At 43.0% G+C, this 21,912-nt stretch carries 24 protein-coding genes, 2 rRNA genes and 2 other annotated features; all 26 genes read right to left on the bottom strand.

Going from position 1 to position 21,912, the window contains the following annotated elements; translation table 11 throughout:
* Positions 1–36 precede the first annotated feature (36 nt).
* Positions 37–642 (bottom strand): class I SAM-dependent methyltransferase, encoded by a 606-nt coding sequence (locus BLW54_RS18505; RefSeq protein ID WP_074736207.1) that lies wholly within the window; start codon positions 640–642, stop codon positions 37–39.
* 175 nt (positions 643–817) lie between these two features.
* A complete protein-coding gene (gene rplL / locus BLW54_RS18500) occupies positions 818–1,183 on the bottom strand; it encodes a 50S ribosomal protein L7/L12 (RefSeq protein WP_035511711.1) in 366 nt (121 codons plus the stop codon).
* Positions 1,184–1,232: 49 nt separating this feature from the next.
* On the bottom strand, positions 1,233–1,733 hold the full coding sequence (rplJ, locus tag BLW54_RS18495) for a 50S ribosomal protein L10 (RefSeq protein ID WP_035511713.1): 501 nt from the start codon (positions 1,731–1,733) through the stop codon (positions 1,233–1,235).
* Positions 1,734–1,776: 43 nt separating this feature from the next.
* Positions 1,777–1,920 (bottom strand) — a sequence feature (ribosomal protein L10 leader region).
* Positions 1,921–1,970: 50 nt separating this feature from the next.
* Positions 1,971–2,666 (bottom strand): 50S ribosomal protein L1, encoded by a 696-nt coding sequence (gene rplA / locus BLW54_RS18490; protein WP_035511715.1) that lies wholly within the window; start codon positions 2,664–2,666, stop codon positions 1,971–1,973.
* 117 nt (positions 2,667–2,783) lie between these two features.
* A complete protein-coding gene (gene rplK, locus BLW54_RS18485; RefSeq protein ID WP_035511717.1) occupies positions 2,784–3,209 on the bottom strand; it encodes a 50S ribosomal protein L11 in 426 nt (141 codons plus the stop codon).
* Between the two features lie 149 nt (positions 3,210–3,358).
* Positions 3,359–3,895 (bottom strand): transcription termination/antitermination protein NusG, encoded by a 537-nt coding sequence (gene nusG / locus BLW54_RS18480; protein WP_035511718.1) that lies wholly within the window; start codon positions 3,893–3,895, stop codon positions 3,359–3,361.
* A 129-nt stretch (positions 3,896–4,024) separates the two neighbouring features.
* Complete coding sequence (secE, locus tag BLW54_RS18475; protein ID WP_035511719.1) at positions 4,025–4,201, bottom strand: preprotein translocase subunit SecE; 177 nt, start codon at positions 4,199–4,201, stop codon at positions 4,025–4,027.
* Between the two features lie 40 nt (positions 4,202–4,241).
* On the bottom strand, positions 4,242–4,391 hold the full coding sequence (gene rpmG, locus BLW54_RS18470; RefSeq protein WP_074736204.1) for a 50S ribosomal protein L33: 150 nt from the start codon (positions 4,389–4,391) through the stop codon (positions 4,242–4,244).
* Between the two features lie 77 nt (positions 4,392–4,468).
* Complete coding sequence (sigH, locus tag BLW54_RS18465) at positions 4,469–5,125, bottom strand: RNA polymerase sporulation sigma factor SigH (protein ID WP_074736202.1); 657 nt, start codon at positions 5,123–5,125, stop codon at positions 4,469–4,471.
* An 81-nt stretch (positions 5,126–5,206) separates the two neighbouring features.
* Positions 5,207–5,716 (bottom strand): NYN domain-containing protein, encoded by a 510-nt coding sequence (locus BLW54_RS18460; RefSeq protein ID WP_074736200.1) that lies wholly within the window; start codon positions 5,714–5,716, stop codon positions 5,207–5,209.
* Positions 5,717–5,719: 3 nt separating this feature from the next.
* Complete coding sequence (gene rlmB, locus BLW54_RS18455) at positions 5,720–6,463, bottom strand: 23S rRNA (guanosine(2251)-2'-O)-methyltransferase RlmB (protein ID WP_074736198.1); 744 nt, start codon at positions 6,461–6,463, stop codon at positions 5,720–5,722.
* A complete protein-coding gene (locus BLW54_RS18450; RefSeq protein ID WP_035511722.1) occupies positions 6,460–6,867 on the bottom strand; it encodes a Mini-ribonuclease 3 in 408 nt (135 codons plus the stop codon). The genes rlmB and BLW54_RS18450 overlap by 4 nt, the downstream gene beginning before the upstream one ends.
* A gap of 4 nt (positions 6,868–6,871) precedes the next feature.
* Positions 6,872–8,272 (bottom strand): cysteine--tRNA ligase, encoded by a 1,401-nt coding sequence (gene cysS / locus BLW54_RS18445; protein ID WP_074736196.1) that lies wholly within the window; start codon positions 8,270–8,272, stop codon positions 6,872–6,874.
* Entirely contained in the window at positions 8,262–8,924 is a 663-nt protein-coding gene (gene cysE, locus BLW54_RS18440) for a serine O-acetyltransferase (RefSeq protein ID WP_181949689.1), read from the bottom strand. The genes cysS and cysE overlap by 11 nt, the downstream gene beginning before the upstream one ends.
* Before the next feature lie 70 nt (positions 8,925–8,994).
* Positions 8,995–9,211: a binding site (T-box leader), on the bottom strand.
* 44 nt (positions 9,212–9,255) lie between these two features.
* The gene (gene gltX / locus BLW54_RS18435; protein WP_035511724.1) at positions 9,256–10,725 is read right to left on the bottom strand and encodes a glutamate--tRNA ligase; all 1,470 of its coding nucleotides are present in this window, start codon (positions 10,723–10,725) and stop codon (positions 9,256–9,258) included.
* 57 nt (positions 10,726–10,782) lie between these two features.
* Entirely contained in the window at positions 10,783–11,973 is a 1,191-nt protein-coding gene (locus BLW54_RS18430; RefSeq protein WP_074736194.1) for a bifunctional 2-C-methyl-D-erythritol 4-phosphate cytidylyltransferase/2-C-methyl-D-erythritol 2,4-cyclodiphosphate synthase, read from the bottom strand.
* A 104-nt stretch (positions 11,974–12,077) separates the two neighbouring features.
* Complete coding sequence (locus BLW54_RS18425) at positions 12,078–13,172, bottom strand: PIN/TRAM domain-containing protein (RefSeq protein ID WP_035511727.1); 1,095 nt, start codon at positions 13,170–13,172, stop codon at positions 12,078–12,080.
* Positions 13,173–13,325: 153 nt separating this feature from the next.
* Positions 13,326–14,399: a DNA integrity scanning diadenylate cyclase DisA gene (disA, locus tag BLW54_RS18420; protein ID WP_035511729.1), complete on the bottom strand. Its 1,074-nt coding sequence runs from the start codon at positions 14,397–14,399 to the stop codon at positions 13,326–13,328.
* Positions 14,400–15,779, bottom strand: coding sequence for a DNA repair protein RadA (gene radA, locus BLW54_RS18415; RefSeq protein ID WP_074736192.1), 1,380 nt, complete (start codon positions 15,777–15,779; stop codon positions 14,400–14,402).
* A 271-nt stretch (positions 15,780–16,050) separates the two neighbouring features.
* Complete coding sequence (gene clpC, locus BLW54_RS18410; protein WP_035511733.1) at positions 16,051–18,510, bottom strand: ATP-dependent protease ATP-binding subunit ClpC; 2,460 nt, start codon at positions 18,508–18,510, stop codon at positions 16,051–16,053.
* 18 nt (positions 18,511–18,528) lie between these two features.
* Positions 18,529–19,599, bottom strand: a complete 1,071-nt coding sequence (gene mcsB / locus BLW54_RS18405; protein ID WP_035511734.1) for a protein-arginine kinase McsB — start codon at positions 19,597–19,599, stop codon at positions 18,529–18,531.
* Complete coding sequence (mcsA, locus tag BLW54_RS18400; RefSeq protein WP_074736189.1) at positions 19,599–20,147, bottom strand: protein-arginine kinase activator protein McsA; 549 nt, start codon at positions 20,145–20,147, stop codon at positions 19,599–19,601. Before mcsA ends, mcsB begins: the two co-directional genes overlap by 1 nt.
* Positions 20,148–20,167: 20 nt before the next feature.
* Positions 20,168–20,632: a CtsR family transcriptional regulator gene (locus BLW54_RS18395; RefSeq protein WP_035511737.1), complete on the bottom strand. Its 465-nt coding sequence runs from the start codon at positions 20,630–20,632 to the stop codon at positions 20,168–20,170.
* 166 nt (positions 20,633–20,798) lie between these two features.
* The gene (locus BLW54_RS18390; RefSeq protein WP_035511744.1) at positions 20,799–21,491 is read right to left on the bottom strand and encodes an MgtC/SapB family protein; all 693 of its coding nucleotides are present in this window, start codon (positions 21,489–21,491) and stop codon (positions 20,799–20,801) included.
* A gap of 85 nt (positions 21,492–21,576) precedes the next feature.
* Positions 21,577–21,690: ribosomal RNA gene (rrf, locus tag BLW54_RS18385) — 5S ribosomal RNA — on the bottom strand.
* 93 nt (positions 21,691–21,783) lie between these two features.
* Positions 21,784–21,912 (bottom strand): 23S ribosomal RNA (locus BLW54_RS18380); the annotation flags it as partial.

Below are 21,912 nucleotides of genomic sequence, written 5' to 3'. Positions count from 1 at the left end.
TATTGGCATTTTTCAATACTAGCACACGTGGTATGGCTAGTCAAACTTTTTTGCTTTTAAGATATAGTAGCCTTTTTGCTTATCCACCACATCTGCATGACCGAACAATTCTTCTAACTTCTTCTTAGCAGATGGCGCCCCTTGCTTCTTTTGAATAACAACCCACAACTCTCCTTTATCAAGTAGAGCATCTTTGGCTTCTTCAAACATAGAATGGACGACTTGTTTACCCGCACGGATCGGAGGGTTTGTGAGAATGGAGGCAAATTTATGCCCGGCGACCCCACGTAAACGATCACTTTCTTTAATGGTGATGTTTGTTACATGATTATCAGCTGCATTTTTTTCGGCCAAACCTAAAGCACGTTCATTAACATCGACCATGAACACGTGGCGATCCTCAAAGTTTTTCGCCAATGACAAACCAATCGGTCCATATCCACAACCGATATCAAGGAAGTCCCCGTCAATTGCTGGTTCATCAAAAGATTCGATTATCAAACGCGAACCGAAGTCTACTTCACGCTTTGAAAATACTGCATTATCTGTAGTAAACGTAAAATTATGACCCAGTAATTCGAAGTTCCAAGTCCTTTCTTCACTGCTTGCCTTCGTTTGCTTTGAATAATAATGCTCTGACATAATCCCACCCCCTTCTTTCTCATCTACTGAAATGAATTGGCTGACCAGCCCTCAAGAATTTCGAAGAACAACCGGAATACATCTTCATCTATCGAAATAAAGGACCAGTTTAACCATGCCATGAAGAAAAAGAAAGCCCGCCGATAAATCAGCGAGCTTTACTTTAAACATTCTCTTACTTAAGTTCGACAGTCGCGCCTGCTTCTTCAAGCTGAGACTTAATTTCTTCAGCTTCTTCTTTAGAAACGCCTTCTTTGATTGGTGCAGGAGCTCCATCAACCATTTCCTTAGCGTCTTTAAGACCAGCGCCAGTGATTTCACGTACTGCTTTAACTACTTTGATCTTAGAAGATCCAGCAGATTCTAGTACTACATCAAATTCAGTTTGCTCTTCAGCAGCTTCGCCACCTGCAGCAGGTGCGCCAGCAGCAACTGGAGCTGCAGCAGATACACCAAATTCTTCTTCAATTGCTTTAACTAGATCGTTAAGCTCAAGAACAGACATTTCTTTAATCGCTTCGATAATTTGTTCGTTAGACATGAGAAATTTCCTCCTTAGGTTTTGTTTTATAATTTAAACGAACGCTAACTTACGCGCTTTCTTCTTCTTTTTGGTCCGCGATCGCTTTTGTAGCATATGCGAAGTTGCGGACAGGTGCTTGTAGTACGCTTAGGAACATAGATACAAGACCTTCGTAGTTTGGAAGGTTTGCAAGTTCTTTGATTTGCTCAAGAGTTGCAACTTGCCCTTCAACTACTCCACCTTTGATTTCAAGGTTTTCGTGATCTTTAGCGAAGTTGTTCAATACTTTAGCCGGAGCTACAGCATCGTCCTCATGGAAAGCCAACGCTGTTGGTCCTTGAAGTACTTCGTTCAGATCAGATAGTTCTACTTCGTTTGCAGCACGACGTACCATCGTGTTTTTGTACACTTTGAAATCAACGCCTGCTTCACGAAGCTGGGAGCGAAGTTCGGTAACTTCCGCTACGTCAAGTCCGCGATAGTCTACAACAACTGCAGATTTACTGCCACGGAACTTGTCAGCTAAGTCAGACACAACCTGTTTCTTCTGTTCGATAACACTGCTCATTGTTCCACCTCCTATTGACTTTTCATCATACCGTTCGAAGGTTTTACTCATAAAAAAACACCCCCACAAAGACATGGAGGTGTTTATAGAGCAGGGCAGATGGCGCTGCTCTATTTATATCACACACCTCGGCAGGAAATTAAGCGGAAACCGCACCTGCTGTCTACGGTATAACGTATTCATTTATACAACGTCACCTAGTATATATCACCGGTAACGGAAAGTCAACACTTTTTATTACTTCGTGTAACTAGAAACGTCTACTTTGACACCAGGGCCCATTGTAGATGAAACAGCTGCATTACGCATGTAAGTTCCTTTAGCTGCCTGTGGCTTCGCTTTAACAAGCGTTTCAGTGATTGCTGCGAAGTTTTCAGCCAACTTGTCCTCATCGAAAGAAGCCTTTCCAATTGGAACATGGATGTTCGCTGCTTTATCAACGCGGTATTCAACTTTACCGGCTTTGATTTCGTTAACAGCTTTTTCAACTTCAAATGTCACTGTACCTGTTTTAGGGTTTGGCATAAGACCTTTTGGTCCTAGCACTCGACCAAGCTTACCTACTTCAGCCATCATATCAGGAGTTGCTACTACGACATCAAATTCAAACCAACCTTGGTTGATTTTGTTGATTAAATCTTGCTCGCCTACGTAGTCAGCACCTGCTGCTTCTGCTTCTTTCGCTTTATCACCTTTAGCGAAAACAAGGACACGCTGAGATTTACCTGTACCATGTGGAAGCACCATTGCGCCACGGATTTGCTGGTCCGCTTTCTTAGGATCTACACCCAGACGGAATGCCGCTTCAACAGTTTCGTCAAAGTTTGCTTTTGCAGTTTCTTTTACAAGCTTGATTGCTTCTTGCACATCATAAGCTTTTGTACGGTCAACAAGTTTTTCTAGTTCTTGTTGCTTTTTCGTTTTCTTAGCCATTATTAATTTCCTCCTCGTTGTGGTTTTAACGGATTTTCCTCCCACGAATAAAGGTTGCGAAAGAGTCACAAGCTCCATTTCCGCAACCTTTTCCTATCTCCATGTGACGCTGTGGGATTAATCTTCGATTGTGATTCCCATGCTGCGCGCGGTACCTTCAACCATACGCATTGCAGCTTCAACGTCAGCAGCGTTCAAATCAGGCATTTTCGTTTCTGCGATTTCGCGTACTTGGTCGCGTTTAACAGAAGCTACTTTGTTTCGGTTCGGCTCACCGGAACCTGATTCAACTCCCGCCGCTTTCTTAAGAAGAACAGCAGCTGGTGGAGTTTTCGTAACGAATGTAAAGGAACGGTCCTCATAAACCGTAATTTCTACTGGAATGATCGTACCTGCTTGTTCCTGTGTACGAGCGTTAAATTCCTTACAGAATCCCATGATGTTAATACCTGCTTGACCTAGTGCCGGCCCTACTGGTGGCGCTGGGTTAGCTTTACCTGCAGGAATCTGAAGCTTTACAACATTAATAACTTTTTTAGCCACGAGACACACCTCCTTAAAGTCCGTGATGTGGTAATAGGGTTCAACCCCTCCCACTCATTGCGATCTACGCAATCACCCTCATTGGGGCGCATATAGAACATAAAAATTCTAGCATCTTTATATCTAATATGCAAGGGGAGAGATGAATTTTATAATTTTTCGATTTGGGTGAAGTCCAACTCCACCGGTGTTTCACGACCAAACATATTCACATGAACTTTAACTTTTTGTTTATCCGTATCAATATATTCGATCGACCCTGTGAAGTTTGCAAAAGGTCCATCAGTAACTTTAACACTTTCCTTCACTTCAAAGTCAATCTCTGCTTTTGGTTCTTCATTCATGCCCATGCGTTTAAGGACAGTTTCTACTTCTTCAGGCAGGAGAGGAATTGGCTTGGATCCAGAACCAGTAGATCCTACAAAACCAGTCACACCCGGCGTGTTCCGTACTACATACCAAGAGTCGTCCGTCATGACCATTTCTGCCAGGACATACCCGGGGAATACTTTCTTCTTTGCAATTTTTCTCTTGCCATTTTTAATTTCTGCTTCTTCGTCCTCAGGGACAAGGACACGGAAGATTTTATCTTCCATTCCCATAGATTCGACACGCTTCTCTAGGTTCGTCTTCACTTTGTTTTCATAACCTGAATAGGTGTGCACAACATACCATCTTTTTTCCATAATCACAGGACAAGGTGCTTGCCCTTCCCTCCCTTATACTAGAGTTGATGAATATTACTCCAACATGAAAAAACCCGCAGAACGGGTTTTTGTAAGTCTATCTCCTATTATAGCATAAAATCCACTCTACTATTCTTGAGCAATGAGTTCAAGCACTTGGGAAATCCCAAGATCTACAATAGCGAAGAATACAGCTACGAATGCCACCGTTAAAAGGACAGTGATTGTGTACCGTGTCAGTTCCTGACCTTTAGGCCAGCTAACCTTCTTCATCTCTCGTGCTACATTCTTGAAGAACTTAAACATGCTGTAATACCCCCAAACTTGCGCCAACTGGCTTCCTTCTCTATTTCGTCTCGCGATGTAAAGTATGCGTCCCGCACTTTTTGCAGAACTTGCGGACTTCCAGACGTTCGGATTGGTTGGATCGATTTATATATGAACTATAATTACGACTTAAACATTCAGTACAGGCTAATATTACTTTTTTCCTCATTTCCGTCACCTCAATCTTCGAGGTTTACACATACTCACTAAATGTAGCACTCTTACCGATCACTGTCAATGTAGCTTTCACAGGGTGATTTCACTGATTTCCAGGTACTTTTCGAGCTTCCTTTTCACACGTTGTAAAGCGTTATCAATTGATTTCACGTGTCGACTAAGCTCGACCGAAATTTCCTGATAGGAACGTCCATCCAAGTAGAGGGCCAGCACTTTTTTCTCCAAATCACTTAACAGTTCAGACATTTTCTCCTCCATGTCTGAAAACTTCTCTTTATTAACAATTAACTCTTGCGGATCAATAGCTTTGGAACCAGCAATGACATCGAGCAATGTCCGGTCTGATTCCTCATCATAGATAGGCTTGTCCAAAGATACGTAGGAATTCAATGGGATATGTTTCTGTCTGGTGGCGGTTTTAATCGCGGTGATAATTTGACGGGTGACACATAATTCTGCAAAGGCCTTGAAGGACGACAATTTTCCCTCTCTGTAATCGCGGATGGCTTTGTATAGACCGATCATCCCTTCTTGGACGATGTCTTCCCGGTCTGCGCCAATAAGAAAGTAGGTCCGAGCTTTCGCGCGAACAAAATTCTTGTACTTATTGATCAAGTAATCAAGCGCCTGGACTTGTCCTTGATTAATCCGTTCAACTATTTCTTCGTCTTCCAACTTCTTAAGATCCGACTCATTGGTGCTTTTCTCCGTTTGTAAGATGCTCACACAGGATCCCTCCGACCGTGCTACCTCAATATAGCAATATTATACAGTACATTTCTGAAAAGCGTCAACAAGTTGTCAGAATTATTTATCTCCTCGCCGCCATTTTTCAAACAGCTCCCTTACCTCTTTGTTAATCGGGATTTTAGATTGATATGGATATTGGTTCTGACTTTCTACGTCTTTTTCTATTTGATTTTCGATGTTTTTCACTTCAATATATAGTTCCCTGGCCGATTTCCGAAAAGCTCCTTGGCCAAAAATAGTGCGTTGTTCTGCATAGTCTGATGTCGCTACATAGACTTGTGTGCGGACATCATTCAATTCTCCTGCCAGCTTTTCAATACGTTCATCGGCTGTTTCGTTTTCTTTGGTGAATAGGACTTCGACTTTGTAATTGTTCTGTTTCTTTTCCAGTCCCCGGACATGATAGGCGTCAAAAACAATCATAATCCTGTCCCCTGTATACGATTGGTACTCGGCCATCTTTTCTATAAGTAAATCCCGCGCCTGGCCGAGATCTTTCTCTTTTAAACTTTTCAACTCTGGCCAAGCGCCGATCATATTATAGCCATCGACAATTAAAACGTTCATGTTTTAATCCCCTAGCGGATGGCGTTTCCTGAAGACTTCGTACATTAATAAAGAAGCTGCTACGGAAGCATTCAAAGAAGTCACTTTACCTGCCATAGGCAGACTGACCGTCCAATCGCATTTTTCCTTTGTCAGACGGCTCATGCCTCGTCCTTCACTGCCGATTACCAGGGCAATCGGCATCTTTCCGTCCAGCTGGCGGTAATCCTCTGTCCCTTCAGCATCTGTACCTACTACCCAGACAAACCTTCCTTTCAGTTCATCAATCGTTCGAGCAAGGTTGGTGACACGCGCCACCGGAATATATTCGATAGCACCAGTAGACGTTTTGGCTACGGTAGCCGTCAAAGCAACCGAGCGCCTCTTTGGTATGATAACCCCATGGGCCCCTGCTGCATCCGCCGTCCTTAAAATCGAACCCAGGTTATGGGGGTCTTCAATTTCATCACAAATGATGAAAAAAGGGGCCTCACCTTTCTCTTCCGCTTTTGCAAACAAATCCTCAATGTCACTGTATTCGTACGCAGCCACAGAGGCTACGACACCTTGGTGATTGCCATCAACCAGCTGATCTATTTTCTTTTTCGGTACTTTTTGTACGAGTAATCCTTGCTCTTTGGCTAACTGCTCAAGCTTTTTATAAGCTTGGTGTTGAAGTTGGTCTGATACCATTACTTTATTTATCGAACGACCGGACCGAATGGCTTCCTGTACGGGATTTTTACCAATAATCCATTCTCCCTTCATCTTTCATCACTCCTTTCTTCCACTGTTTTAATTGCATGATTGATTAATGTATCCAGACGCTCTTTCTGTCCTGATAAATACAAGAAACCCAACACCGCTTCAAATGCAGTAGAATAACGGTATGTTTGTACGTTTGTATTTTTAGGGACAGAGCCAGATTTAGCATTTCGCCCTCTCCTTAAAACGCCTTCTTCTTCCTCTGTCAATATTTCTTCCTCCTGCCACACCTTTACAACCCCTGCCTGGGAGACGGCGGATACAAATTGAATTGCCTTCTGGTGAAGATGCTGAGGGAGGATATCCCCTTTTTCAAGCAGATGATGCCTGACATATAGTTCGTAAACAGAATCCCCCATATAAGCGAGGGCCAGACTTTTCATTTGTTTGGCATTTGCCATTGTCATGCTGTTACCCCCGCTTCCAACGTGTCCCTTGAGACGTATCCTCAAGAATAATGTTCCGCTCTTTTAATTCATCACGGATTTGGTCAGCCCTTTCGAAATCGCGGTTCTTTCTTGCTTGTTTACGCTCTTCAATCAGCGCATCAACTTCTTCATCCAGCAATTCTTCTTGCACATTCAATTGAACTCCAAGTACACCTGTCAACTCTTCAAATAATTCCTCAAAAGCTGTTAACACTTTTTCGTGAGTTTGGTTCTCTTGCAAGTAAAGATTGGCCGCCTTCGTCAAATCAAATATTACAGAAATAGCATTGGCAGTATTAAAGTCATCATCCATTTCCTTAATGAATTGTTCTTTAAATCCAGCTACTTTATCCAGCCATTCCCCTTGGTCTTCCTGCAGGTTTATCGCAGACTTTTTACGGTGCTGTATGTTCTCATACGCATTCTTTATCCGGTCAAAACTACTTTTCGCACCTTTTAGCAACTCATCACTGAAATTAATCGGATGGCGGTACTGCACACTCAACATAAAGAAGCGGATGACTTGAGGGTCATGTTTCTTTACAAGGTCATGAGCCAGAATGAAGTTCCCGAGGGATTTAGACATTTTTTCATTGTCAATATTAATATACCCATTATGCATCCAATAACGGGCAAAGGATTCCCCATTATGTGCTTCTGACTGTGCGATCTCATTTTCATGGTGCGGGAAAGTTAAGTCCTGGCCTCCGGCGTGTATATCAATGGTATCCCCGAGGTATTTTTTAGCCATGGCCGAGCATTCAATATGCCAGCCAGGACGGCCTCTCCCCCAAGGGCTATCCCAGGTGATTTCACCTTCTTTAGCATTCTTCCAAAGCGTGAAATCAAGCGGGTCCTCTTTCTTATCCCCCACCTCAATACGGGCACCAGACCTTAAATCATCAATAGATTGATGAGAAAGCTTCCCATACTCATTAAAGGATCTCGTGCGGAAGTAAACATCTCCTCCCGCTTCATATGCGTGTCCCTTATCAATCAATCCCTGGATGAAGTCAATAATTTCACCCATATTCTCCGTAACACGTGGATGGTCTACCGCCTCTTTCACACCCAAAGCCCCAACATCTTCTTTATAAGCCTCAATAAAACGGTTCGCAATCTCCGGTACGTCTTCGCCCATTTCATTGGCAGCTTTAATTAATTTGTCATCAACATCTGTGAAATTGAGGACATAGTGGACTTCATAACCACGATATTCGAAATATTTTCGAACTGTATCAAAAACAATGGCCGGGCGTGCATTCCCGATGTGAATATAGTTATAAACCGTAGGGCCGCAGACGTACATCTTTACTTTTCCTTCTTCCAGCGGCTGAAATGGTTCTTTTTTTCTTGTCAGTGTGTTGTATATTTTAATTGCCATGTTGTTTCACTCCTTTTGCGTCAATCAGCTGCTTACGCAGGTCCTCAATCTCCTTTTCCATATCGTTCAAACGGTCATAAACAGGGTCGGGAAGTTTGTGGTGATCCAAATTCTTCTTCTGCACCTTCTTGCCATCCTGTATAACGACATGACCCGGGATTCCGACTACAGTCGAATTGTTTGGTACATCATGAAGGACGACTGAACCTGCTCCTACTTTAGAGTTTTCCCCAATTGTAATCGAGCCAAGCACTTTGGCCCCTGTAGCCACTAATGAATTATCAAGTAAAGTGGGGTGCCTTTTCCCTTTTTCCTTCCCTGTTCCACCAAGTGTTACTCCTTGAAATATAGTGACATTGTCTCCAATTTCACAGGTTTCACCAATAACGACTCCCATGCCATGGTCGATGAAAAAACGTCGCCCTATTTTTGCACCAGGGTGGATTTCGATACCAGTCAAGAAACGGCTCCATTGAGAAATGAGTCGAGCCAGGAAGAAAAACTTCCGTTTGTGACAAGCATGGGCCACCCTGTGTGCCCATATCGCATGCAACCCTGAATACGTCAGAATCACTTCAATATAAGAACGAGCCGCAGGATCTTGATCAAACACCACATCAACATCTTCTTTAAACATTTTAAACAACCCCATACTTGCTCCCCTCCTTGTACTGAAACAGAAGCTCCCCAAAAACAAAAAAACGCGCCTTTGTGCCCTTTGGCACAGAGACGCGTCGAACGTGGTTCCACTCTGTTTGGGAAAGACTAATCCTCTCCCCGCTTCATCCTCGATAACGGAAGGTACCCGCTTCAGCATACTCCATTCAGCCAAAGACTCCGAGGTGCATTTCAAAGGTTTCTCTTCGAATCACTCCCAGCCAAGGTGATTCTCTCTGTAGAAGAAAGGGGCCTTTTACTTCTCCTCATCAACGTTTCGTATAGGTATCTCTACTATATGATATTATCTTCCACATGTGAACGGATTAGGCTTGCAATTTTCTCAATACATCTTCCAAACGTACCACGACAGTCTCAACTCCTAGTAGATGAATCGCATTCGGAAGTTCAGGACCGTGTGTTTGACCAGTCGTTGCTACACGTACTGGCATGAATAACTTCTTCCCTTTATGACCGGTTTCTTTTTGGACCGCCTTAATCTGCTTCTTAATATTCTCAGGTGTGAACTCATTAAGATCCTGGAGATTTTTCTTGAACGTTTCTAGAACCTCAGGCACTTGCTCCCCTTCAAGAACCTCCATGGCAGCATCATCATATTGAATTTCCTGCTTAAAGAATAACTCTGTCAGTTCAACGATTTCTGCTCCGTAGCTCAACTGTTCCTGGTAGAGGCTAATAAGCTCACGGGCTCCTTGGCGCTCCTCCTCATTCATCTCTTCTGAGAAACGTCCCGCTTCGATAAGATGAGGGAGTGCAAGATCAACAACAGTATCCAAGTCTGATGCTTTAATGTACTGGTTGTTCATCCACTTTAACTTAGCCGGGTCAAACACAGCCGGGGAAGTAGATAATCGATCAGCATCAAAGATTTCAACAAGTTTTTCTTGTGTGAAAATCTCTTCTTCTCCCACTGGGGACCAGCCAAGAAGGGTAATAAAGTTAAACAATGCTTCCGGCAAGTAACCAAGGTTTTTGTACTGCTCGATAAACTGCAGGATATGTTCATCACGCTTACTCAACTTCTTGCGTTCTTCATTTAGAATCAACGTCATGTGACCAAATTTAGGGGGTTCCCACCCAAACGCTTCATACACCATCATTTGCTTCGGCGTATTGGAAATATGCTCTTCTCCACGGAGGACGTGAGTGATCTTCATCATATAGTCATCAACCGCAACGGCAAAATTGTAGGTCGGCGTCCCGTTTTGTTTAACAATGACCCAGTCGCCAAAATCACTAGATTCAAATGTGATATCCCCACGGACAATATCGTTGAAGGTATACGTATGGTTTTCAGGTACTCGGATACGGATACTTGGCTGGCGGCCTTCCGCTTCAAATTCAGCGATTTGTTCATCTGTCAGATCGCGGTGGGCTCCAGAATACTTGGGCGCTTCTCCTCGAGCCATCTGTGCTTCACGCTCTGCTTCCAATTCTTCTGCAGTCATGTAGCACTTATAGGCAAGTCCACGCTCTAATAAATCATCTACATACTTTTTGTAAATATCCAGGCGCTCCATTTGTCGGTAAGGTCCGTATTCGCCGCCTTTTTCCGGACTCTCGTCCCAGTCAATTCCCAACCACTTTAAATAGTTGAGCTGGCTTTGTTCCCCACCTTCTACATTCCGCTTCTCATCAGTATCCTCTATCCGAATGACTACTTTTCCACCTGCGTTTCTCGCATAAAGGTAATTAAACAGGGCTGTCCTCGCATTACCAATATGGAGGTGACCTGTTGGACTCGGTGCATAACGCACCCGTACTTCGTTAGACATATTTGTTCTCCTTTCCTATTCCGGTCTTTATCCTTGAATCATTTTATCATTTTTTGTTCAGGAATGCTGATTATTTTGCAATAGGACAACCGCTTGGGCAGCGATACCTTCTTTTCGACCTGTAAATCCAAGCTTTTCTGTTGTTGTTGCTTTTATGTTGATTTGTCCAGGCTCCACTTTCAAGAGGGATGCAATATGGTTACGGATTTGCTCGATGTAAGGGGCCATTTTCGGTGCTTGGGCAATTACCGTACAATCCATATTCCCAAGTTCATAGCCACGCTCTGTGACAATGTCCCATACATGCTGAAGCAGCTTGCCTGAATCTGCATCCTTAAAAGCAGGGTCCGTATCAGGAAAATGTTTGCCGATATCCCCTTCCCCAATCGCCCCAAGACAAGCATCGGCAATAGTATGGAGTAATACATCGGCATCAGAATGACCGAGCAGTCCTTTTTCATAGGGGATTTCAATCCCTCCGATTATACATGGACGTCCTTCCGTCAACTGATGAACATCAAACCCCTGACCGACACGAAACATAGGTCCATCCTCCACCTTTCCTTCTCTTCGATTGCTTATATATGATTTGGCTTTATGTAAGTCTTCTGGCGTCGTCAGTTTGATATTGTCATAGCTCCCCTTAACGATGGCAACTTCCTTATCCAGACGCTCGACAAGGGAAGCATCATCTGTGCCGTAGTATCCGCATTTTCTTGCGGATTCATGCGCTTCATAGATTAAATCATAAGAGAAGGATTGAGGGGTTTGAGCTGCCCACAATGTACTCCTATCCAGTGTATCTAGACGACTGCCAACCTTCTGTTTGACTGTATCCGTTACAGGAACGGCAAGTAAAGCCGATTCTTTCTCATAGGTTGTCACAGACAACTCATGCAGAAGTTCTTTCGATATAAAAGGGCGTGCCCCATCATGAATAAACACGGGAATCTCCTTATTTTCTACAGCTGATAGTCCTGCGAAAACGCTATCCTGCCGTTCGGCTCCCCCATCAACAAACTTCACTTGTTTCGTGACCGGATACGCTTTCAGCAGTTCTTCCATCTGAGACCGCTCCCGCTCATTAATAACAAGAATCAGTTCTTCACACCATTCATCCTGATCAAAAACAGATAAGGTATGACGGACTAATGGTTGATCTTCAATCATCAAAAACTGTTTATTACGACCGGCAAGCATCCGTTTCCCCTGACCTGCCGCAAGTATAATGGCTGTGTATTTTTTCATAGTATCCATCCTACATTCTTTAGGCTTTTGCATCCTCATAAAATAACAAAAGCGATAACATGCATGTTATCACTTTTGTCATTCTCTATTTGTTTATACCGTTTTTACAAGGCTTTTTCAAGTGATTTTGGCTTTGCAAAAATCATGCGCCCTGCAGATGTCTGCAATACACTAGTCACGACCACTTCAATCGTCTTTCCGATATAATCTTTACCTTCTTCTACGACGATCATCGTGCCATCATCCAAGTATGCAACACCTTGGTTCTGCTCTTTCCCATCTTTAATAACTTGAATCGTCATCTCTTCCCCTGGAAGAACGACAGGCTTCACAGCATTTGCCAGATCATTAATGTTCAATACTTGTACATTTTGAAACTCACATACTTTGTTTAAGTTAAAGTCATTCGTAACCACAATGCCGTCCATAACTTTTGCCAATTTAACCAGCTTGCTGTCCACTTCCTGAATGTCTTCAAAATCACCTTCATAGATTTCCACATTCACAGGGAGATCCTTTTGCAGACGGTTTAAAACATCCAATCCACGACGTCCGCGGTTCCTTTTTAATCCATCTGAAGAATCCGCAATATGCTGCAGCTCTTCCAACACGAACTGGGGAATCACAATCGTCCCTTCAAGGAAATGTGTATCGCAAATATCCGCGATGCGGCCATCTATAATGACACTTGTATCTAATATCTTCCGCTTAGGGATCAACGCAGGATCGGCTGTAGAATTCTCCAGCGCACTTCCATCCAGTTTCTTCTCTTTTCTTGAAAGAAGATTCAAGAACTCATCCTTACGCTTAAAACCAACCTGAAAACCGAAGTAACCTAGTAAAAATGTCAAAAAGATCGGTACGACCTGGTTAACCACTTGAATCTGGATATCTTGCACTGGGATATTGATCAAATAAGCGATAATCAGCCCGCCGATCAACCCGAGACTACCAAACAGCAAATCTGCTACAGGCGCCCGGACGAGAGTATCCTCGACCCATCTTAAAAAATCGACAATATAATCCACGATCCAAAAAGTTAATAAAAATAAAATAAGTGCTCCTAGTACGGCTCCTAAAACAGATTGGATCCAATTCTGCCAAGTAAGCCCCATGGTTGTAAACAGCTCTGGAAAATAGAGGTAACCGATTGTGCCACCGGTTATGACAATAAACAACTGTACAATACGTCTAAGCACTTGTATTCACCTCCTCAAACACAGTATGACCAAACTTTACAACCATTAACCATATAAAAAAGGAATGATGTTTTCTAACTTAGCATAATTTCCAAATTCAGTCAATGGACAAACGAATAATGATATCATTTGTTCACAAATAAGTCAATATTCTCATATATGTCGATCTACGAACAACTGTTCCTGTATGCGGTCCAATCCATCTCGGATCTTCATCGCGCGTACTTCACCCACACCATCTACTTTAACAAGGTCCTTAGGTGAGGCTTGAATAAGCTCATCCAAAGTCCCAAATCTTTCGACCAAATGTTCAATAATTAGAACAGGAAGACGAGGGATACGACTTAAAATCCTATAACCTCTCGGAACAATGGGATCCGATAATTTCGTGTTGGAGGAATAGCCGAGCAGCTTGAGCACTTGCTCATCGGATAACAATTCTGGATTCGTAATTTCCTGCATCTTTCTTAAAATATAGTAAGGTTCATAATCTGGACGCTTGCTATAATCTTTTAATAAAAGAGTGGCTTCATCCTCAATATTTGAGACAAGCTCTGTCAGCTGAAGCTGGATCAGCCTTCCTTCTGTACCCAGCTCATTCACATAATTCAGTATCTCTGTTTTTGTCCGAAGAACCATTTCGACTCTATGCACAACCTGCACAACTTCAGAGAAAGAAACCATGTTTTCAAACTCCATGGCTCCTAGGTTGGTGACACTTTGGTCGAGAACATTTTTATATTTTTCCAACGTCTGAATCGCTTGATTTGCTTTTGTTAAAATAACCCCAATATCCTTTAACGAGTAGCGTAACGACCCTTTATATAAAGTAATCACATTGCGACGCTGGGAAATGGCGATGACAAGGGCACCTGTTTGTTTAGCCACACGTTCTGCCGTTCGGTGCCGCATCCCCGTCTCCGTTGATATAATATCCGGGTCAGGCATCAATTGAGCATTAGCAAATAGGATGCGCGTTCCCTCGTTATTCAGAATTAAAGCCCCGTCCATTTTAGCAAGCTCATAAAGATGGGCAGGGGTGAAATCAGATTGGATATGGAAACCACCATCCACAAGATCACGCATGTGGTCACCGTATCCAAGCACAATCAATCCCCCTGTTTTCGCTCGCAGCACATTATCAATCCCGTCTCTCAATGGGGTGCCTGGGGCTACGAGCCTAAGGATATCTCCAATTCCATTTTCCTTGATTTCATGCCATTCCATTTACGACTCCCCCAATGTGACCTTCATTGCCTCCTGAACGGTACTGACACCAATTACCTTGATTTGAGAAGGTGGTGTCCAGCCATCCATATTCTTCTTAGGTATAATCACTCGTTTAAATCCTAACTTAGCGGCTTCTTGCACTCGTTGTTCAATCCTTGCTACCCTACGAATCTCTCCAGTCAAACCAACTTCACCTACAACAACGTCATCCCCGTTCGACGAATGATCCCGGAAACTAGAAGCAATACTGATAGCAACAGCTAAATCTATCGCTGGCTCATCAAGCTTCACTCCACCAGCAACCTTCACATAAGCATCCTGATTTTGCAAAAGAAGCCCGGCCCTTTTCTCAAGAACTGCCATCAAAAGCGGCACACGACTGTTATCAAGGCCTGTGGCCATACGCCTCGGGTTTCCGTATGCGGTGGGAGAGATCAAGGCCTGAATCTCTACAAGGACCGGTCTCGTCCCTTCCATAGAAGCTACAACGATTGACCCTGCTGCTCCTTGTGATCGTTCTTCAAGGAAAATCTCCGAAGGGTTCAGAACTTCGACCAGTCCTTTTTCCTTCATTTCGAAAATCCCCATTTCATGAGTACTTCCGAACCGGTTTTTTACACTTCTAAGGATTCTGAAGGTATGGTGCCGTTCCCCTTCAAAATAAAGGACGGCATCCACCATATGTTCAAGCAACCGAGGGCCAGCTATCGACCCTTCTTTCGTAACATGCCCTACTATAAAAATAGGGATACCTTTACTTTTCGCAATTCTCATCAAATGACTCGTACACTCTCTAACTTGAGACACACTACCTGGCGCTGAGGTGACATCCTCTTTAAAAATTGTCTGAATCGAGTCAATAACAACGAACTTCGGCTCTATATTCTCGATTTGATTGATGACATCTTGTAAATTGGTTTCAGACAAAACATAAAGTTCATCTGATGTAATGTCCAGCCTCTCTGCACGCAGTTTTGTTTGTCTTGAGGATTCCTCTCCAGATATATAAAGGACAGGTAAATCTTTATTGGCAATCTGTGCAGACACCTGAAGAAGTAGGGTGGATTTACCGATTCCCGGATCACCGCCAATCAAAACCAGAGATCCTGCCACAATTCCCCCACCTAAAACACGGTTGAATTCAGGCATTTCCGTTGGCATTCTCGGTTCTTTCTGTGATTTAATTTTGTTTATTTTTTCAGGCTTAGTGGTCGCGGAATTGGAACTAGTCTGGAAAACATGCCGCGAATTCGCTGGGGCAGCTGTCATTTCTTCAACTAATGTATTCCATTGGTTACACCCAGGACATTTCCCCATCCATTTGGGTGTTTCATACCCACATTCCTGGCAGACAAATTTTGTTTTCCTTTTTGCCAAGATCATCTCTCTCCATTCTCATCATTTTATACGAAAAAGATTGTGAATAAGTTTCACAATCTTATCAATTGGATTAAATCAATTCTACTCAAAATCATATCGGAAGATGAAAAAAATCGGAAGGCAAATCCCTTCCGATTTTTAAAGCAGTTCTGGTCACTTTATGATTCATTTCTATAAAATAGAAGGGAAATCTCCTCCCCCAGGAAGAAAGGGGAAGAAATCACTATACCCTTCGATCACGCAAAGCCTTAAAGGCTTCTATAACTAATCAGGTTTTAGATTCCTGCTGGGTATGAACAACGAAGTTCTTGTCATCATCCAGAGAGATTTTCACTTTTTGCCCTTTAGCAATGTTCTCTTTCAGTAACTCTTCTGAAAGCAGATCCTCCACATTTTTCTGAATGGAGCGGCGCAGCGGACGTGCTCCATACTCTGGATCAAATCCTGACTCTGCAATATGTTGAATCGCCTCATCAGACAGAGTAAAGTCAATTTCTTGCTCCTGCAGACGTTTGCGAAGCTCTTCAACCATTAATGTCACAATATCTTTCATGTGTTTTTTCTCTAAGGAATGGAACACAATTGTTTCATCGATACGGTTCAAGAATTCTGGACGGAACGCTTTCTTCAGGGCATCTGTTACTTTAGACTTCATATCTTTGTAATCTTGATCGGCATCTCCCATAGAGAATCCTACATATTTGTTTTGTTTCAACTCCTGTGCACCCACATTGGATGTCATGATTAACACCGTGTTTCGGAAATCTACGACCCTGCCTTTCGAATCGGTTAAACGGCCATCTTCTAACACTTGCAACAAGATGTTAAAGACTTCCGGGTGAGCTTTTTCAATTTCATCTAAAAGCACAACAGAATAAGGTTTGTTACGGACTTTTTCTGTCAGCTGTCCTCCCTCATCGTAGCCTACATAACCTGGAGGGGAACCTACGAGGCGTGATGTGCTGTGTTTTTCCATATATTCGGACATATCGATCCGTATCATGGCATCCTCTTCACCAAACATGCTTTCAGCTAAGGCACGGGCAAGTTCCGTTTTCCCAACACCCGTAGGACCAAGGAAGATGAAGGAACCAATTGGTCGCTTCGGATCTTTAAGACCGGCACGAGCTCTGCGGATAGCTTTAGAAATAGCCTTGACCGCTTCTTCTTGACCAATCACACGGTTGTGAAGAGTGTCTTCAAGGTGAAGAAGTCGTTCACTTTCGTCCTTAGTCATCTTAGAGACAGGTACTCCCGTCCATGTAGATACAACAGAAGCGATATCCTCCACAGTTACCTCTGAATCTTCCTGACCTTGTTTCTCTTTCCACTCATCTTTTGTTTGCTCAAGTTCATCTCTCAGACGTTGTTCGCTGTCTCTAAGGGAAGCGGCTTTCTCGAATTCCTGACTCTGGACAGCGGCATCTTTTTCTTTACGTACCTCTTCAAGCTTTTGTTCAAGCTCTTTCAAGTTCGGCGGTGCCGTATATGAACGAAGACGGACTTTAGATGCGGCTTCATCAATCAAGTCAATCGCTTTATCCGGCAGGAAGCGGTCCGTGATATAGCGATCAGAAAATTTCACGGCAGAATCAATAGAATCATCTGTAATAGTCACACGGTGGTGTGCTTCATAGCGGTCACGAAGACCCTGTAAAATTTGGATAGACTCATCAAGTGTAGGTTCATCCACTTGAATCGGCTGGAATCTGCGCTCAAGAGCCGCATCCTTCTCAATATATTTACGGTACTCATCCAGGGTTGTGGCTCCGATGCATTGTAATTCACCGCGTGCCAAGGATGGTTTCAGAATGTTAGAAGCATCAATCGCTCCTTCAGCTCCACCGGCACCAATCAACGTGTGCAGTTCGTCAATAAATAGAATGATATTACCAGCCTGACGGATCTCTTCCATCACTTTCTTCAAACGATCTTCAAATTCCCCACGATATTTCGTTCCAGCGACTACTGTGCCCATATCCAGGGTCATTACTCGTTTGTCGCGAAGGATTTCAGGTATCTCATTATTCATAATCTGCTGAGCTAAACCTTCAGCTATAGCTGTTTTACCAACCCCTGGCTCACCGACGAGAACAGGATTATTTTTTGTACGGCGGCTCAATACTTGGATAACACGTTCAATTTCCTTGCTTCTCCCGATTACGGGATCAATATTGCCTTCTTTTGCTATAGCAGTTAAGTCACGTGCAAGGGAGTCTAGTGTTGGGGTATTTGCATTCGCTGCTTGGGCCCCTGCACCACCTCCACGGCGATTTTGACCACCTGTGGATTCATTGTTCCCGAGCAACTGTAAAACCTGCTGACGTGCTTTATTCAAGCTGACACCGAGGTTATTCAAGACGCGTGCTGCTACTCCTTCGCCTTCCCGGATCAACCCTAGAAGAATGTGTTCTGTTCCTACGTAAGAGTGTCCGAGTTTACGAGCTTCGTCCATTGAAAGTTCAATCACTTTCTTCGCACGCGGTGTATAATGAATCGTCTGGGAAACTTTTTCCCCTTTGCCGATTAATTTTTCTACTTCCTGCTGAATTTTTGAAGATTCAAGACCGAGGGCTGTTAAGGCTTTGGCTGCAATACCTTCACCTTCACTGACCAATCCAAGCAGGATGTGCTCTGTACCAATATTGTTGTGTCCCAATCGTACAGCTTCTTCTTGTGCAAGTGCCAATACTTTTTGTGCTCTTTCTGTAAATCGCCCAAACATCATGGACATTCCCTCCTAACATTATTCTTCATTTTCTAATTGAAGTCGTTCTCTAATTAATGAGGCTCTTCTTATATCCCTTTCATCAGGAGATAAGGTATCTTTGGCGTATTGTTGTAAGAAACCGGGCTGAGTAAGGACCATCAATTCGTTTAAAATTGTGCGCGGTATATGATCGATGAACCCTAGATCAATGCCCAATCGTAAATCAGAGAGACATTGTGCTGCCTCTTTGGATTCGATGATGCGGCTATTAGTCAGAACACCAAAGGAGCGGAAGATCCGATCTTCTAACTGAATACTGGAGCGGCTCATTAAAGCTTCTCTAGCTTTGCGCTCCTGATCAATCAACTGTTTGACGACACTGTGGAGATCTTCGACGATGTCTTCTTCGGATTTCCCTAGTGTGATTTGGTTCGATATTTGAAAAATGTTCCCTAACGCTTCACTGCCCTCGCCGTATATTCCTCTTACAACTAAACCAAGCTGGTTAATTGCCGGAGTCATTCGATTAATTTGGTTTGTCAGGGATAACGCTGGCAGGTGCATCATTACAGAAGCTCTCATACCAGTACCTACATTTGTGGGACAGGCAGTCAAATATCCGCGCTTCTCATCAAAAGCATAATCGATTTTCTCCTCAAGCCAATCATCCAACTGAGACGCTTGTTCTAATGCTTGATCCAGCTGAAAACCCGGGAAATATAACTGTATGCGGATATGATCCTCTTCATTAATCATTATCGAAACTTGCTCATTTTGTGAGATGAGTGAAGCCGATTTTTCTGCCTTCTCCGCTAAATGAGGGCTGATTAAATGCTTCTCAACCAGCACTCTCTTTTCAATAGGTTGCAAATCTTTCATCTGAACGAGTTCAAAATCTTTATAATCCCGAAAGGACTGTTTCTGAAATTCTTCCTTAAAGAATGTCAGTACATGGCCTAATGTTTCCTCGGAAGCAATAATCGGAAAAGGATGCTGAGAAAAGTTACGAGCAAGTCGTATACGGCTGCTGAGTACAATATCGCTATCCGGGCCTTCTTGCTTCATCCATGGACTGATTGCTTCATTCATGAAGTGCTGTAAAGACATTACCCATCACCATCCTCCCCTTTACTCAATTGATCTTCTAAAGATCTGATCTTATCTCTAACTTTCGCCGCCTCTTCGAATTCTTCCTGCTCAATTAATTGTCGAAGATTAGTTTTATGCTCCTCAATTTCCCTTTTGAGGTGCAAGTTCCCGCCTTCACGCTTTGGAAGCTTCCCATCATGGCGTGTATTTCCACTATGCACACGCCTTAATATAGGGTCCAGGCGATCATCGAATGTTTTATAACACTCCGCACACCCAAACTTCCCAACTCTTGCAAACTCTTCGTAAGTGAGGTTGCAATTCTCGCATTTTAACTTTGGTTTCTGAGCATATGAGTGTGGAGTATTTCCTTTTAATGGAGAAGGGCCTTCGGAATGGAAAAGACCTGAAAGAAGATCGTTCAAGGTGAAATTCTCTTCTCCATAATTCATGTACCCATTCTCTTTCGCACATTTTTCACATACATGGATTTCTGACTTCTGGCCGTTTACAACCTGCGTTAAATGTACGGTAGCAGGTCGTTGGTGACATTCCTGACACTCCATCTGAATCTCTCCCTTCCCACTCAGCATTTATATTTAAGGGTGAATAACATCGCTGTCATCATACGCGCACGTATTTCATCACGCAACGGCAAGGAAAATGCCAGCACGTCACGATCAATTACGCTTGCCATCAGCTTGCTCTCCCGATCGGTAATAATTTCATAATCGACCAGACGTTCAAGGACATCTACAGCTTTTGATTGGGAAACATGGGAATGAATCAGTCCCATAACCTCTTCAATCATCTCTGACTCTTTCCGATGTTTGATTCGACGGATGCGGATATAACCACCGCCGCCACGTTTACTTTCAACTATATATCCTTTTTCCACAGTAAAACGGGTCTTAATCACATAATTAATCTGAGAAGGTACACAATCAAACTTCTCTGCAAGTTCACTACGTTTGATTTCAATCGCCTGATGGCGATTTTCATCTAAAATCCCCTTTAAATATTCTTCAATAACATCAGAGATATTCCGCATGCTCCCTCCCCCTCTTTTGACTTTGACTATCTTTGACTTTAATTTTATTATACTCATTTTTTTTTGTCACGCAACTAGTATGTTTATAAGAATTACATCTTCTATGTTTCCCCGTTTCACTATGAAATAAAACAAAAAAGCCATGCATATTAAGATGCATGGCAAGTTAAGACTGATGTCCACATTCTTCAACACCATCCAACACCGATAGTTCATGAATAAGGAGGGACCGATCAAAGTCTTGTTTTTTATTTAGTTCGACCACAACCCTTTTCTGCTCATCATCTAAAGCCACAATGTCCAATTTGCGCACTTTTAAATCCATCTGTTCAAAAACGTACAGGACTCGGTTGAGTTGTAAATCTTTTCGAATAGTTATATGAAATATATTTTTTCGATTCCCATTAAATTTTTCTTTTTCCACTTTATTTAAGAACACAAGACTCATGAGAACAAATATGGTGGTGACTGTCGCTACATCGTACATTCCTGCTCCAACAACAAGGCCTATCCCTGCTACCGTCCATATCGAAGCAGCTGTAGTTAATCCCCGAATGGTCATCCCATTCACAATGATCGTTCCTGCTCCAAGGAACCCAATCCCACTTATGACATAAGAAGGAATACGAGCAGGATCAAAACGAACCTCTTCATATTGCCCGAGGAATGATTCAAAACCATAAAGAGAAAGAAGCATCATCATACAAGCCCCGACCCCTACTAAAATATGAGTTCGGAAGCCTGCGGAATGGTTTTTCACTTCTCTTTCAAAACCTATTAATCCAGAAAGAACTAACGCAAAAAAGAGTCTAAATATAAATAATAGAATGTCGTCATGAAAGAAATACGACCAGTTCACACCAACCCCCCCTTTCTTCATATATATGTTCATCAATGTAAATATAGAAAAAACCAGAAGTATGAACTCCTGGTTTTCAATCATGATGTGGCGGTGTCCTACTCTCACGGGGGTAAACCCGACTACCATCGGCGCTGAAGAGCTTAACTGCTGTGTTCGGCATGGGAACAGGTGTGACCTCTTCGCCTTCACTACCACATCAATATAAAGTTTGAGGTGAACCCTCAAAACTGGATAAGGAAACATTCAAGAATGAAAAAGGAAGAGTCTTTTCACGAACGATATTGATCAGATAGATAAGTCATCGATCCATTAGTATCCGTCAGCTCCACGTGTCACCACGCTTCCACCTCGGACCTATCAACCTCATCGTCTCTGAGGGATCTTATTTGCTTAAAGCAAAGGGAAATCTCATCTCAAG

This window comes from Halobacillus karajensis, from assembly GCF_900108515.1.
Classification (GTDB): Bacteria; Bacillota; Bacilli; order Bacillales; family Halobacillaceae; genus Halobacillus; species Halobacillus karajensis.
This window is presented reverse-complemented; position numbering and strand designations above follow the sequence as displayed.

Excerpts from the sequence above, each read along its gene's own strand:
- BLW54_RS18505 (WP_074736207.1), bottom strand. The coding sequence starts at position 642 with ATGTCAGAGCATTATTATTCAAAGCAAACGAAGGCAAGCAGTGAAGAA.
- rplL (WP_035511711.1), bottom strand. The coding sequence starts at position 1,183 with ATGTCTAACGAACAAATTATCGAAGCGATTAAAGAAATGTCTGTTCTT.
- rplJ (WP_035511713.1), bottom strand. The coding sequence starts at position 1,733 with ATGAGCAGTGTTATCGAACAGAAGAAACAGGTTGTGTCTGACTTAGCT.
- rplA (WP_035511715.1), bottom strand. The coding sequence starts at position 2,666 with ATGGCTAAGAAAACGAAAAAGCAACAAGAACTAGAAAAACTTGTTGAC.
- nusG (WP_035511718.1), bottom strand. The coding sequence starts at position 3,895 with ATGGAAAAAAGATGGTATGTTGTGCACACCTATTCAGGTTATGAAAAC.
- secE (WP_035511719.1), bottom strand. The coding sequence starts at position 4,201 with ATGTTTAAGTTCTTCAAGAATGTAGCACGAGAGATGAAGAAGGTTAGC.
- rpmG (WP_074736204.1), bottom strand. The coding sequence starts at position 4,391 with ATGAGGAAAAAAGTAATATTAGCCTGTACTGAATGTTTAAGTCGTAAT.
- BLW54_RS18460 (WP_074736200.1), bottom strand. The coding sequence starts at position 5,716 with ATGAACGTTTTAATTGTCGATGGCTATAATATGATCGGCGCTTGGCCA.
- rlmB (WP_074736198.1), bottom strand. The coding sequence starts at position 6,463 with ATGAAGGGAGAATGGATTATTGGTAAAAATCCCGTACAGGAAGCCATT.
- BLW54_RS18450 (WP_035511722.1), bottom strand. The coding sequence starts at position 6,867 with ATGACAATGGCAAATGCCAAACAAATGAAAAGTCTGGCCCTCGCTTAT.
- cysS (WP_074736196.1), bottom strand. The coding sequence starts at position 8,272 with ATGGCAATTAAAATATACAACACACTGACAAGAAAAAAAGAACCATTT.
- cysE (WP_181949689.1), bottom strand. The coding sequence starts at position 8,924 with ATGGGGTTGTTTAAAATGTTTAAAGAAGATGTTGATGTGGTGTTTGAT.
- gltX (WP_035511724.1), bottom strand. The coding sequence starts at position 10,725 with ATGTCTAACGAAGTACGGGTGCGTTATGCACCGAGTCCAACAGGTCAC.
- BLW54_RS18430 (WP_074736194.1), bottom strand. The coding sequence starts at position 11,973 with ATGAAAAAATACACAGCCATTATACTTGCGGCAGGTCAGGGGAAACGG.
- disA (WP_035511729.1), bottom strand. The coding sequence starts at position 14,399 with ATGGAATGGCATGAAATCAAGGAAAATGGAATTGGAGATATCCTTAGG.
- clpC (WP_035511733.1), bottom strand. The coding sequence starts at position 18,510 with ATGATGTTTGGGCGATTTACAGAAAGAGCACAAAAAGTATTGGCACTT.
- mcsB (WP_035511734.1), bottom strand. The coding sequence starts at position 19,599 with ATGTCTTTACAGCACTTCATGAATGAAGCAATCAGTCCATGGATGAAG.
- mcsA (WP_074736189.1), bottom strand. The coding sequence starts at position 20,147 with ATGGAGTGTCAGGAATGTCACCAACGACCTGCTACCGTACATTTAACG.
- BLW54_RS18395 (WP_035511737.1), bottom strand. The coding sequence starts at position 20,632 with ATGCGGAATATCTCTGATGTTATTGAAGAATATTTAAAGGGGATTTTA.